Source organism: Pseudomonas sp. MYb193 (assembly GCF_002966775.1).
Lineage (GTDB): Bacteria > Pseudomonadota > Gammaproteobacteria > Pseudomonadales > Pseudomonadaceae > Aquipseudomonas > Aquipseudomonas paracarnis.
Genome location: NZ_CP023269.1, coordinates 1086129 through 1099133, shown reverse-complemented (window position 1 = coordinate 1099133; position 13005 = coordinate 1086129). Strand labels below are relative to the sequence as shown.

12 protein-coding genes are annotated in these 13005 nt (G+C 61.1%); 8 read left to right on the top strand and 4 right to left on the bottom strand.

The window, feature by feature from the left end; translation table 11 throughout:
* Positions 1 to 93: 93 nt before the first annotated feature.
* The gene (gene rsmI / locus CLM72_RS05095) at positions 94 to 999 is read right to left on the bottom strand and encodes a 16S rRNA (cytidine(1402)-2'-O)-methyltransferase (RefSeq protein WP_168220162.1); all 906 of its coding nucleotides are present in this window, start codon (positions 997 to 999) and stop codon (positions 94 to 96) included.
* A 176-nt stretch (positions 1000 to 1175) separates the two neighbouring features.
* Between rsmI and CLM72_RS05090 the strand changes: the two genes are divergently transcribed.
* The 4 genes from CLM72_RS05090 (at position 1176) to CLM72_RS05075 (ending at position 4623) form a co-directional block, all read left to right on the top strand.
* Positions 1176 to 2987, top strand: a complete 1812-nt coding sequence (locus CLM72_RS05090; protein ID WP_054919296.1) for a penicillin-binding protein activator — start codon at positions 1176 to 1178, stop codon at positions 2985 to 2987.
* Positions 2987 to 3358: a YraN family protein gene (locus CLM72_RS05085; protein ID WP_073524108.1), complete on the top strand. Its 372-nt coding sequence runs from the start codon at positions 2987 to 2989 to the stop codon at positions 3356 to 3358. The genes CLM72_RS05090 and CLM72_RS05085 overlap by 1 nt, the downstream gene beginning before the upstream one ends.
* Positions 3359 to 3451: 93 nt before the next feature.
* Entirely contained in the window at positions 3452 to 4045 is a 594-nt protein-coding gene (locus CLM72_RS05080) for a phosphoheptose isomerase (RefSeq protein ID WP_007904374.1), read from the top strand.
* Entirely contained in the window at positions 4042 to 4623 is a 582-nt protein-coding gene (locus tag CLM72_RS05075) for a BON domain-containing protein (RefSeq protein WP_003188655.1), read from the top strand. Before CLM72_RS05080 ends, CLM72_RS05075 begins: the two co-directional genes overlap by 4 nt.
* 70 nt (positions 4624 to 4693) lie before the next feature.
* Here the strand turns inward: CLM72_RS05075 and CLM72_RS05070 are convergent, their stop codons facing one another.
* Entirely contained in the window at positions 4694 to 5464 is a 771-nt protein-coding gene (locus CLM72_RS05070) for an OmpA family lipoprotein (protein WP_019816951.1), read from the bottom strand.
* A 177-nt stretch (positions 5465 to 5641) separates the two neighbouring features.
* Positions 5642 to 6286: an MBL fold metallo-hydrolase gene (locus CLM72_RS05065; RefSeq protein WP_054919299.1), complete on the bottom strand. Its 645-nt coding sequence runs from the start codon at positions 6284 to 6286 to the stop codon at positions 5642 to 5644.
* Positions 6287 to 6440: 154 nt separating this feature from the next.
* Here CLM72_RS05065 and CLM72_RS05060 point away from each other — a divergent pair, with 154 nt between their 5' ends.
* From CLM72_RS05060 to CLM72_RS05045, 4 genes are read left to right on the top strand one after another with little or no spacing between them, the layout of a single operon-like run.
* Positions 6441 to 7031 (top strand): paraquat-inducible protein A, encoded by a 591-nt coding sequence (locus CLM72_RS05060; RefSeq protein ID WP_105225799.1) that lies wholly within the window; start codon positions 6441 to 6443, stop codon positions 7029 to 7031.
* On the top strand, positions 7028 to 7672 hold the full coding sequence (locus tag CLM72_RS05055) for a paraquat-inducible protein A (protein WP_105225798.1): 645 nt from the start codon (positions 7028 to 7030) through the stop codon (positions 7670 to 7672). The genes CLM72_RS05060 and CLM72_RS05055 overlap by 4 nt, the downstream gene beginning before the upstream one ends.
* Positions 7653 to 9302 (top strand): intermembrane transport protein PqiB, encoded by a 1650-nt coding sequence (locus tag CLM72_RS05050; RefSeq protein WP_073524099.1) that lies wholly within the window; start codon positions 7653 to 7655, stop codon positions 9300 to 9302. Before CLM72_RS05055 ends, CLM72_RS05050 begins: the two co-directional genes overlap by 20 nt.
* A 14-nt stretch (positions 9303 to 9316) precedes the next feature.
* A complete protein-coding gene (locus CLM72_RS05045) occupies positions 9317 to 9874 on the top strand; it encodes a membrane integrity-associated transporter subunit PqiC (RefSeq protein ID WP_019816952.1) in 558 nt (185 codons plus the stop codon).
* Positions 9875 to 9883: 9 nt separating this feature from the next.
* On the opposite strand, the gene CLM72_RS05040 is transcribed toward CLM72_RS05045, so the two are convergent.
* Positions 9884 to 12613, bottom strand: a complete 2730-nt coding sequence (locus tag CLM72_RS05040) for a LuxR C-terminal-related transcriptional regulator (RefSeq protein WP_105225797.1) — start codon at positions 12611 to 12613, stop codon at positions 9884 to 9886.
* Positions 12614 to 13005 lie beyond the last annotated feature (392 nt).

Sequence of the window (13005 nt, the reverse complement as noted above, 5' to 3'; positions counted from 1 at the left end):
CCGCGCAGGTTAACGGCACGGCGGCTTGAGGACAAGTATTAAAAGTGCAGCATTGCCATCACGTTCAGACGAAATGCAGATTTGCCCCTGGAACTATTCGACCTTCTGCTTATCGAGTGCGACCTGATACAACACATTCTTGCGCACGCCGGTAATTTCCGCTGCCAGGGCGGCGGCGCGCTTGAGTGGCATTTCCTTGAGCAACAAATCGAGGACGCGCATCGCCTCGCTGCCCACCGCATCTTCATTCTCCGGCGCGGTCCAGCCTGCGACCAGCACCACGCATTCGCCACGTTGCTGATTGCTGTCGCCCTCGACAAACGCTCGCAGCTCCTCCAGCGGCAACCCCTTGAGGGTTTCGAAGGTCTTGGTCAACTCTCGAGCCAGCAAGGCCAGGCGCTCACCGCCGAACACCAGCTCCATGTCTTGCAGGCATTCAAGGATGCGATGCGGAGCCTCATAGAAGATCAAGGTGCGCGGTTCTTCTTTAAGTGCCTGCAGACGCGCCCGACGCCCTACAGCCTTGGCGGGCAGGAAGCCTTCGAAGATAAAGCGGTCCGAGGGCAACCCGGCGGCCGATAATGCAGCAATCAGCGCGCAAGCTCCGGGAACAGGCACTACATTGATACCAGCGGCACGTGCCTGGCGGACCAGGTGGTAACCAGGATCGGAAATCAGGGGCGTGCCCGCGTCGGAAATCAGCGCGACGTCATCACCCGCCAAAAGACGTGTGATAAAGCGGCTACCCTCTTCACGTTCGTTGTGTTCGTGGCAGGCCGCTAATGGCGTGCTGATACCAAAATGCTGCATCAACCGCTGGGAGTGCCGAGTGTCTTCTGCCGCGATCAATTTCACCTCGCGCAACACTTTCAGCGCCCGGGCACTGATGTCGTCCAGGTTGCCAATGGGCGTCGCCACCACAAAAAGCGAGCCAGCAGTGGAATTCAAAGGACCTGGAGCAGTCAAAGCGCACACCTCGATGATTGGCAAAAGCCACATTGTAGCGCGTAGACGCCTTGAAAATATGCCATCACGGCCGATGCCGTTTCAGCCACCATTAGCTAAACACAACATTTGCACGACCTAAATCCACGGTTTAACGCCATGAACATCGCGCCTGGGCCAGTGCTTGGGTACACTTCCACGCTAATTTGATCGGTATCAGGAACACTTACATGATCGCTTGCCTGCGGCTGCTCTCCGCCCTCTGCCTCGCTGCCTTGCTGGCTGCTTGCGCCAGTTCGCCCTCCTCCAGTCTTGGCGAACTGCCACGCACGCCCGACGCCAGTATCGAGCAACTGCTCGAACAGGCGACGAACGCCAAGACGCCAGAAAAAGCCGCGTTGCTGCGCCTGAGCGCGGCAGACCTGGCTTACCAGCAGAACAACCCCGGCCGCTCCTCGCAGATCCTTGCGCAAGTGCCCCTGGACGCCCTGAAGCCAGCCGCGCAAGTATTTGCCAGCACCCTGGCCGCAGAACTGGCCATGGGGCGCAACCAGCCCAAGGCGGCCTTGGCAGCGCTGAACCACCCCAGCCTGCAAAGCCTGAAGGAGTTGCCGACCGACCAGCAGATCCGCACCGGTACCGTACATGCACGTGCCTATGAAGCCGATGGCCAGACCCTCGCCGCCGCTCGCGAGCGGGTGTCCATGGCGCCCCTGCTGACGGGTGAGGCTGCCAACAGCAACCACGAGGCCATCTGGGTATTGATTGCCGCGTTGCCAGCCGAACAGCTGCAAGCCACCGGCAACCCGACACTCGATGGCTGGATCACCCTGGCCCAGGCGGTCAAGGGCGCCGGTACGCTGGAGCAACAACAAGCCGCCATCGACACCTGGCGCGCACAGAACCCGGGCCACCCAGCGGCTGTGCAACTGCCAGCGCCGCTGACCAAACTCAAGGAACTGGCCAGCCAGCCCCTGAACAAGATCGCCCTGCTGCTACCGCAGGAAGGCCCGCTGGCGGCTGTGGGCAAAGCGCTGCGCGAAGGCTTCATGGCGGCTCACTACCAGGCTGAACAAGCCGGGCAGAAGCCACCGGTCATCGAGTTCTATGACAGCTCGCGCCTGGGCTCCCTCGACGACTTCTACGCCAAGGCCCAGGCCGCCGGCGTGCAACTGGTCGTCGGCCCGCTGGAAAAACCGCTGGTCAAGCAACTCAGCGCACGCCCGCAGCTGCCGATCACCACCCTCGCCCTGAACTACAGCGAGACCGATCAAGGCCCGGCGCAGTTGTTCCAGTTCGGCCTGGCCGCTGAAGACGAAGCCCGCGAAGTGTCGCGCCGTGCACGTGCCGACGGCCTGCACCGCGCCGCCGCCATGGTGCCCCGTGGCGAATGGGGCGAGCGCGTCTACAAAGCGTTCCGCCAGGATTGGGAAGCCAATGGCGGCACTGTCATGGGCGTTGAATATGTCGATCAGCCTGTTGCCCTGGCCCAGCAGATCGCCGATCTGTTCCAACTGCGCAAGAGCGAAGGCCGCGCCAAGAGCCTGCAAAGCACAGTAGGCACCGACGTAGCCGCCCAGCCTTCGCGTCGCCAGGACATCGAGTTCATCTTCCTGGCTGTCACGCCACAACTGGCCCAGCAGATCAAGCCGACCCTGAACTTCCAATACGCCGGCGATGTGCCGGTGTACGCAACCTCCCACGTGTTCAGTGCCAGCGGTGACCGTAACCAGTACCTGGACATGACCAACGTGATGTTCTGCGAAACCCCTTGGTTGCTTAACACCACCGACCCACTGCGCAACCAGGTTGCGGCGCAATGGCCGCAAGCCAATGGCAGCCTGGGCCGGCTCTACGCAATGGGCGTCGATGCCTACCGCCTGGCACCACGCCTGGGCCAGCTCAAGGCACTGCCTGACACCCGTGTCGACGGCCTCTCGGGCAACCTGGGCATCAGCGCCAACCAGCGCGTGGACCGCCAGATGCCTTGGGCGAAGTTCGTCGGCGGCGAAATACAGCGCCTGCCCGATACCCCACGCTGATGCCCCAGCGGTCCAGCGCACAAAGCGGCAAGGATGCCGAACTGCATGCGCTCGATTACCTGCAACAACAGGGTCTGCGCCTTCTGGCGCAGAACTGGTTATGTAAACGCGGCGAGCTTGATCTGGTCATGCTTGACGGCGATACAGTAGTATTCGTCGAAGTCCGCTACAGAAAACACGCACAATGGGGTGGCGCGCTCGCCAGTATCGACGAGCGCAAGCGTCAAAAGCTGATACTCGCTGCGCAGTTTTTCCTGCAAAAAGAGCATCGCTGGGCTGACCGCCCCTGCCGTTTCGATGTGGTTGCAATGGAAAGCACCCCGTCAGGCACAGCTGATCTGACCTGGCTTAAAAATGCCTTCGACAGCTGATTCGCCGGGCACCCTCACCACTCACTTTTGCTCTTTGCATTGCGGGCTGCACATTACCTGTGCCAAACAGCCGCGCTACTTAAGGTCACACAGATGGACATGCAATCCCGAATTCGCCAGCTTTTCCAGGCCAGCATCGACACCAAGCAACAGGCGATGGACGTACTTGCACCGCACATCGAGCAAGCCAGTCAGGTCATGGTCAATGCCTTGCTCAACGAAGGCAAAATGCTTTCGTGCGGCAACGGTGGTTCGGCCGGCGATGCCCAGCATTTTTCATCCGAGCTGCTCAACCGTTTTGAACGCGAGCGCCCGAGCCTGCCGGCCATTGCGTTGACCACCGACTCGTCGACGATCACTTCGATCGCCAACGACTACAGCTACAACGAAATCTTCTCCAAGCAGATCCGCGCCCTAGGCCAGCCGGGCGATGTATTGCTGGCGATTTCCACCAGCGGTAACTCGGCGAATATTATTCAAGCGATCCAGGCCGCACATGATCGCGAAATGATTGTCGTAGCCTTGACCGGTCGCGACGGCGGCGGCATGGCTTCGCTGCTGCTGCCAGAGGACGTGGAGATTCGCGTCCCGGCCAATGTCACTGCACGTATCCAAGAAGTTCATCTGCTGGCGATCCACTGCCTGTGCGATCTGATCGACAGCCAACTGTTCGGGAGTGAAGAATGACCGTTAATCGCCTCAGTCTTTTGGCCATTACGCTGTGCGTCGCCATCAGCGGCTGCAGCTCGGCTATCACCGCTACACGGGACACCCCTATTCAGGACGACCGGGGCACACGCACCTTCGGCAGCACCATTGATGATTCGCTGATCGAAACCAAGGTCAAGGTCAACGTCGCCAAGGCTGCTACCGACCTGGGCAACGGTGCCTCGCGCATCGTGGTGACCAGCTTCAACGGCGTGGTCCTGCTGGCAGGCCAAACACCCCGCGCCGATCTCAAGGCCCAGGCCGAGCAAGCCGCTGCCGGCGTGCAACGCGTCAAGAAGGTCCACAACGAACTACAAGTCATGGACCCGATCACTCTGCTGGCCATCAGCAACGATGCCTTGCTGACCACCAAGATCAAGGCCCAGATGCTGACCGACAGTGCAGTGCCAGGCTCGCGAATCAAGATCGTCACCGATAACGGCATCGTCTACATGATGGGCCTGCTGACCCAGGCAGAAGCCACCCGCGCCGCCAACCTGGTGCAAGGCGTGTCGGGCGTACAGAAGATCGTCAAGGTATTCGAATACATCGACTGATGTAGATCGATCGGCCACAAAAAAGGGCGCCGTGCATTGACTGCACGGCGCCCTTTTTAGTGCCCAGGGTTTACTGGTATTGCTGGTACGGATTGCCCTGGAACTGGTTGTTCTGCTGTGGCGCCTGCTGCTGGCCAGGCTGGCCGTATTGCTGGCCAGGGATCGGGCCGAGGTTGACTTCGACGCGACGGTTCTGCGCACGGCCATTCACGTCGGCGTTGCTGGCAATCGGGTTATCCGGACCGGCACCGCGTGCGCTCAGGTTGGCACCATTGACGCCTTGGGAGGTCAGGTAGTTGGCCACGCTCTGCGCACGGCGCTGGGACAGGTCCATATTCAGTTGGCGGCTACCGGTGCTGTCGGTGTAGCCAACGATCTGGATGGTGTTCTGGTTGAACTGCTTGAGAGAGTTGGCCAGGTTGTTCAGCGGCTGGTAGAAGCTGCTGGAGATCGCGTCCGAGTTGGTGGCGAAGGTAATGTTGCCCGGCATGATCAGCTTGATCTGGTCACCCTGGCGCTGCACCTCAACCCCGGTGTTCGCCATGCTTTCACGCAGTTTTTTCTCTTGCTGGTCGGCGTAGTAGCCATAGCCCGCCGCACCGGCACCCGCAACGACTGCGCCAATCAGCGCGCCCTTGCCACGGTTGTTATGGTCGATGGCCGCACCGGCCAATGCACCAGCCAGTGCACCGAGGCCGCCGTACTTGGCGGTTTTGCTCATGCCGCTTTCGGAACCATTGCTGGCCTGTCCCTGGCTGCCGTCATAAGGGTTAGGTGAAGCGCAGCCAGACAACAGGGCTACGGCGGTAGCGACAACAAGCAGACGACGCGGAGTGAACATGAAGGAAGCTCCTACTTTTGCATTCTGTGATGCAGAGGACATTGGCAATGGACCTGTGCCGAGTTTGGAACGCGACAAACGGCAAAAATTCCGTGGAGGGTGCGTAAAGCATAGCTGTGTTTGGCTCGGGCCTGTGTCTGTGTGTCTGTACCGCTTTGTATCAGAGCCGACAACCCATCACGCACGCACGAAAGGATTCTCCCGCATCTCATCGCCCAGCAACGTATCCGGCCCATGCCCAGTGACCACCGTCGCGCCCTCGTCCAGCGTATACAAGCGCTGCTTGATCGACCGCACGATCGTCGCCTGGTCGCCGCCCCATAAGTCCGTGCGCCCTACGCCGCGACGAAACAAGGTATCGCCGGCGATCAACAGCTTGGCGTCGGCGAACCAGAAACTCATCGAGCCCGGCGTATGCCCTGGGGTGTGCAAGGCTACGCCACAGCCGCAGGCCAGTTCTTCGTCATGCTCCAGCCAGCGATCCGGCGACGGCACCGGGACGTAGGGCACGCGAAACATCTGGCATTGCATTTCCAGGTTGTCCCATAAAAATTGATCATCTTTGTGCAGATGCAGCGTGGCGCCGGTCTTTTCTTTCAATTGGCCGGAGGCGAGGAAATGATCGAGGTGAGCATGGGTGTGGATAATGCTCACCACCTTCAGGCCCAGCGCATCAAGGCGCGCCAGGATCAACTCGTGATTGCCACCGGGGTCGACTACGATGGCTTTTTTAGTGATCGGGTCGCCAATGATGGTGCAGTTGCACTGCAACGGGCCGACGGGAAAGGTTTCGCGAATCAACAGTTGTTTTTCAATAGTCATGGGTGTCCTGCAAGCTCTCTGGCGCGTTCCAAGTGCAGTATGGTGTAGCTTGGCCCTGCTCTGGAAGGAGTCGATTACGCGACCCATCCGCTGCTAAGCTACGCAAGCGCCATTGAAATCCCTGCTGCAGTCAGTCGCATTTGGAGCAACACCCATGGCGAATCAACAGATCATCTGCGAACACTGCGACTGCGTGTACGAGAAAGTCACGCTCGCCAAACATCAAAAAGCCCTGTGTGTGCGTTGTGCTGGCGTGCTGCAGCGCTATAACGGCCTGTCGGTGCAGCAACGCCTCGCCTTGACGGTGACCGCCGCAGTGCTGTGGACCTTTGCCAACTTTTATCCGGTGATGAGCATCAGCCTGCAAGGCTTGAAAAACAGCGCGACGCTCTGGGATTCAGTCGTTGCATTGAGCCTGGGGCCGATCACGTTCATTGCCTTGGTCGCGGCGATTTCCATCATTATCGCGCCGGTGTTTCAGCTGCTGTTGCTGATCTGGGTGCTGAGTTTCGCCTTGGCCGGCAGGCGCTCGCCGGCGTTCAAGCTGTGCATGCGCTGGCTCGAAGCACTCCGGCCCTGGAGCATGCTGGAGGTGTGCCTGCTGGGCGCGATGGTCGCGGTGTTCAAGCTGGCCGGCATGCTGGATGTGATCCCTGGCACTGGCCTGTTTGCCTTGGCTGCCCTGAGCCTGTTGCTGATCCGCATTGCCGGGCGCGATGTGCGCGACCTGTGGGACACCCTATGAATTCACCGCCCACCGCCCGCGAGCTGAACCTGTGCCTGTGCCACACCTGCGGCCAGCCCTGCGACATGCGCCTTGAGCCCACCGAGTGCGATCGCTGTGGCGCCGCGCTGCATCGGCGCAAGGTGCAGTCCCTGACCCGAACCTGGGCCTACATGCTCACCGCCCTCGCCTTTTATGTCCCGGCCAACTTACTGCCGGTGATGAACACCACCATGCTCGGCTCGGGCGCAGACAGCACCATCATGAGCGGCGTGCTGGAGTTCTGGCAGCATGGCGCCTGGGACATTGCGCTGATCATTTTCATCGCCAGCATTGCCGTGCCGGGTATCAAGTTCCTGTCGCTGGGGCTGCTGCTGGTCACCGTGCAGCGCAATAGCCAGTGGGCGCGCAAGGAGCGTTCAAAGCTGTTTCGGTTTATCGAACTGATCGGCTACTGGTCGATGCTTGACGTCATCGTGGTCGCCCTGGTGGCCGCGCTGGTGAAGTTTCAAGCCCTGGGCACGATCGAACCGCGCCTGGGCATTCTGTTTTTTGGCCTGGTGGTCGTGTTTACGATGCTGGCGGCCATGAGTTTTGATTCCCGGCTAATCTGGGAAAATCCACATAACGAGGAGACCTCGGATGAGCTCATCCAAGGCTGACACCCCTGCGGGGCAACCCGTGATCAAGACGCGTCGTTTCAGCGTTTCGCTGGTCTGGATCGTGCCGATTGTCGCCGTGCTGGTGGGGATCTCGCTGGTGATTCACAGCGTCATGCAACAAGGGCCGACCATCGTCCTCAACTTCAAGACCGGCAGCGGGCTGGTTGCCAACAAAACCGAGGTCAAATACCGCAACGTGGTGATCGGCCAGGTAACCGCCGTGGCCCTGAGCGATGACCAGAAAAGCGTCAATGCCACCGTCGAGCTGGTCAAACAGGCCGAAAGTTTCACCCGCGAAGATTCAAAATTCTGGGTGGTGCGCCCGCGCATCGGCGCAGGCGGTGTGTCGGGCATCGATACGTTGTTGTCCGGCGACTACATCGGCGCAGACATCGGCCAGTCCGAGACTCGCGCCAAACACTTCACCGGCTTGGAAAACCCGCCGCCCATCACTTACGGCGAACCGGGCAAGCGCTTCACGCTGCACACCCAGGCCCTGGGCTCGCTGGACATCGGCTCCCCCGTCTATTACCGCAAGATTCCGGTGGGCCAGGTAGTGGCCTATGAGCTGGACAACGAGGGCAAGGGCGTGAATGTCGAAATCTTCGTGCACGCGCCCAATGATGTGTACATCACTGAGAACACGCGTTTCTGGAATGCCAGCGGCGTCGACTTGAGCGTCGGTGCCAATGGCTTCGCGCTGAAAACCGAATCCTTGTCCTCCATGCTGATGGGCGGGATCGCCTTCCAGGCGCCGCCCTACAACCCCAATGACAAACCGGCCGAAGAAAGTCGCAGCTTTGAATTGTTCGAAGACCAGCAAAGCGCCCTCGCCCCGCCCAACGGCAGGGGGCAATACATGGTCCTGCGCTTCGATCAGGCCCTGCGCGGGCTGAAAGTCGACGCACCGGTGGAGTTTCTCGGCGTCGAGTTCGGCAGGGTTGTGTCGATCAACCTGGATTTCGATGCGAAAAAGCGCACCTTTCCGGTCAATGTCGGCATCGTGATCTACCCGCAACTGCTCGGCGAGGCCCACACCAAGTTGCTCAAGGCCATGAACAATAACCCTGACGATGAGGCAGCCGGCGTGCGCCTGATCGGCACCTTCATCGAAAACGGCCTGCGCGCCCAGGCTCGCAGCGGTAACTTGCTGACCGGCCAGCTCTACATCGCCCTGGACTTCTACCCCAAGGCCGAGAAAGTCGCGTTCGACCCGAACCAGCGTCCGGTGGGCATCCCCACCATCCCGGGCAACCTGGAACAGCTGCAAGAGAAGTTCGAAGGCATCGTCAACAAGATCAGCCAACTGCCTGTCGAGCGTATTGCCGGCAACCTCGACGCCAGCCTGGTCGAACTGCGCAAAGGCCTGGCGCAATTCAACGCCAAGACGCTGCCGGGTGTGCAGACGACCTTGGCCGACGTGAGCAAGACCCTGCAATCGGCCAGTTCAACCCTGGCAGAAGACTCGCCGCAGCGTGAACAACTGACCCAGACCCTCGACGAGTTGGGACGCATGTCGCGCTCCCTGCGCGAGCTTTCGGATTACCTGGGCCGGCATCCGGAGTCGCTGATTCGCGGCCGCCCCGATAACGCCGCACCGACGGACCTGCAAGGGCCACCCCGCAAATGACCATTGGAGCCGCCATGACATTGCCGTTGAAGATCACGTTACTGAGCGCCCTGCTGCTGCTCGGTGCCTGTCGCAGTGAACCCATCGCTTTTCATACACTGACCCCAGCGCACTTGAGCCCGAGTACGCGTGCAGAGGCCGGCGGTGTACGCATTGAGAGCATCAGCGTGCCGCCTCAGGTCGACCGTGCGCAGATCGTGATTCGCCAGGGCGACAGCGGCCTGGCGATTCTTGAAACCCAATGGTGGGCCGCCACCCTCGCAGATGAACTGAGGAGCGCCTTGGTGGATCAATTGGCCAACAGCAATGCCCGGCAAGCCGTAGCTTTACGCGTAGACGTGCAGCGGTTTGACTCGGTACCGGGGCAGTACGCATTGCTCGATGTGCGCTGGCGCCTGAGGCAAGTCAATGGCGATCGCCCGGCCTTGACCTGCCGCACCACCTTGCAATCACCTGCCGGGCCGAGCATCGACGAGTTGGTGGTGGCGCATCAGAACAACCTCAAGCGTTTCGCCGCGCTGATCAATCAGACCGTCGACACCTCACTCAAAGGTTGCCCGACCACGCCATAAACCCAGGGCTCAGGCCAGCAAGCCCATAGCCTTGGCCCGCGCCACCGCCTGGGTACGACGCTCCACGCCGAGCTTGCTGTTGATATGGCTGGCGTGGGTCTTCACCGTGTGCAGGGAGATGAACAGCTGGTTGCTGATTTCCTGGTTTGAACAGCCTTGGGCAATCAGTTGCAGCACCGCCAGCTCTCGGGTGCTGAGGGTTTCCTGTTGAGGTGTGGCTTCAACTGCGCTGGCTTGGGGCAGCAACGCCAGCAAGCTCTGGTTGAGCAGCCCATGGGAGTCCTTGCTCAACTGATCGCGTATCCACTGCGGGTAACCCTCCAACAACCGTTGAAACGGCTGCAACGCACCGCCCGAACCGGCTTCCAGGGCACGGGCGAATACCGGCCGGGCCTTGGCTTCCTGGCCATTGTCCAGAAGTAACTGCACCTGCTGAACCAGCGCCATCAGGGCAATCATCTGGCGCCCACTGTCATGGGCCTGTTGGGCCAATGCTTCCAGGCGTTGCAGCGCGCTGTCGGGTTGATGGCGGGTGGCATCGAGTGCGGCTTGTTGCAGCTCGATATGTTGCGGCAGGTGCGGATGAAACTCGGGGGCGGCCGCGGCGTGCTCGCCGTTGTAGGTCTGCCCCAGGCGGGCCAGCCAGGCGTCGGCCAGGTCAGTGCGCCCCTGGGCCAGCCACAACTCGCATTTGATCAGGGTGATCATCGCCAGGTAATAGATCGGCGGCACATCCCAGATGTGCATCAAGCGTTCGGCCTCGGCCAGTTCGGCAAAGGCATTGGCAAACTCCCCACGCCGCCCTTCGAAGCTGGCGATGACGCAGTGCCCGATCAGCACGCTGATGTCGCGGCAGGCACGGGCCTCGGCCAGGCCGGCGCGCAAACGCGCCAGGCCGGCCTCGGGCTGGTAACGCACCAGCAGCAGGTAACCTTCGTACAGCGACAGCCGTGCGCGCACGGCATACAGGCGCTGGGGCGCCAGCCCATGCAGGCGCTCAAGGCCCTGGCGGACTTCATCCAGGGAACGCAGGATCTCCCCCCGCGCCTGCAGCACCCGCGCCCGATCGTAATGGGCCAAGGCTTCAAACAGGGGGTTACCGACGCGCTGCGCCAGCTCCAACGATTCGCGGTTCAGGCCACGGGCGCGCCACAGGTCGGCATCGACGATCGCCAGGTTGGACAGGGTCGAGAGGCACATCAGGCGCTGGCCGTAACGCTTTTGCGGCAGGCTTTCCAACGCTTCGTTGCAATAGCGCTGGGTCAGCTCACGGTCCCCGCGCCCACGGGCGATGATCCCGCTCAACGCCAACCACTGAGCCAGCATGGATTTTTGCGCGGTGGCCGATGGCGCCGGCAGGAAACGGCTGAGGTAGCTGGACAGCTCCTGCGCTGCATCCAATTGGCATGCGAGCCCCAGCGCCCAGCTGTACAGCACGATCAAACGCGGCGTACTGATCAGCAGGCTGTCGGGCAAATCCATCTTCCAACGCAATAGCATGCCCACGTTCTGCTCTGCCAGCAGTTGCTCTTCGGACAGGTTCTGCACCAGGTTCGCCGCCACATCCAGATGCCCGGCCCGCAGCGCCTGCTCCACCGCCTCGTCGATCAAGCCCTGGGCGTTAAACCAGCGACAGGCGCGCAAGTGCAAACTGGCCGGCGGCAAGGTGGCGCTTTTCTCGCGGCGGGTGCGCAGCAGGTCGGAGAACAAGTGGTGGTAGCGGTACCAATGGCCTTGCTCATCCAAAGGCACCAGGAACACTTGATGAGCCTGCAGATAACGCAGGATTTCTGCGCTGTCATGGGCCTCGCGGACGGCGTCGCATAGTTCGCTGCAAAAGCGCTCCTGCGGTGCGGTGTCGTACAGGAACGCTTGCACCTCCGCAGGCAGGCAGTCGATGACTTCTTCGAGCAGGTAATCGCGAATCAGACCCTCGCCACCGTGCAGACTTTGCGGCAAGGCGCTCTCACTGCCGGCTTCGGAGGCCGCCAACAGCCAGAAACGCAGGCCGGCGACCCAGCCCTCGCTACGGCGGATCAGGTTTTCCAACGCCTCGCCGCGCAATGCATTGCCGTGTCCATCCAGCACCGCCAGGGACTCGCCATGGGTCAGGCGCAGGTCTTGCTCATGCAGTTCCAACAGGTGCCGCGACAGGCGCAGGCGTGCCAGGTGCCAGTCCGGACGCTGCCGGCTGGTAACCAGCACCACCAGGCCATCAGGCAAATGATTGAGAAAAAACTGCAGGCAGCGATCCAGCACCGGACCCTGGGCCAGGTGATAGTCATCCAGCACCAGCAATAACGGCGAGCGTGCAGACAGGTGCACTGCCAGCTCGTCGAGCAGGCCATCGAGCCATTCTTCGAAGGCAAAGGGTTGGTGACGCTGGCGCATTTTCAGCAACCCCAGGGATTGGGCGCCGAGTTGCGGGAAATACTGTTGCAAGCCGTCGAGCAGCCGTTCCAGGAAACGGCCGGGGTCGCTGTCCCGAGGGCTCAGGCCCAACCACAGGCTTTGCCACTGGGCAGGCAAGCCCTGGCAGAACTCCACCGCCAACGAACTCTTGCCAAACCCCGCGGGCGCGCTGACCAGCAACAGTCGCCCATCAAGGCCCGCATTCAGCCGTTCGCACAGGCGCGGGCGCAGCACGTAGCCGTCAGGCAGCGGGGGCCGGTAGAAGCGGCCTTCCAGGGTCGGCATCACCACACTGGCAGGCCCATGGGTTCGGGACAGATCAGTCATCGCCGGGCTCTTGTAGAAGGCTGTTGTCGGCATTGCAGATGTCCGCAGACTAGCGGTAAAAGCGGCGGGATTGTAGATCTTTGCAACAAATGGCTGAAAAAGAACTGCGACAAGAAATATCCCTTCCAGCCGCCAAGCAAGAAGTAGGAGCGAGCTTGCTCGCGAAGCACTCAAAAAAAACGCGCCCATCCAGGATGGGCGCGTTCTCGTTGGCGACCTTCGCGAGCAAGCTCGCTCCTATGTATGGACTCGCCCCCACTTTCAACCCGCTTTTCAAACATTGGTACCCGGTTGCATCTATGTATCAGGCCTATCCGAGGAAGCTCCAAACAGCTTCTGGCCAACATTGGATCAGCTCGCGATCTGCCCATTACAAAAAGGCCTCAAGGGCC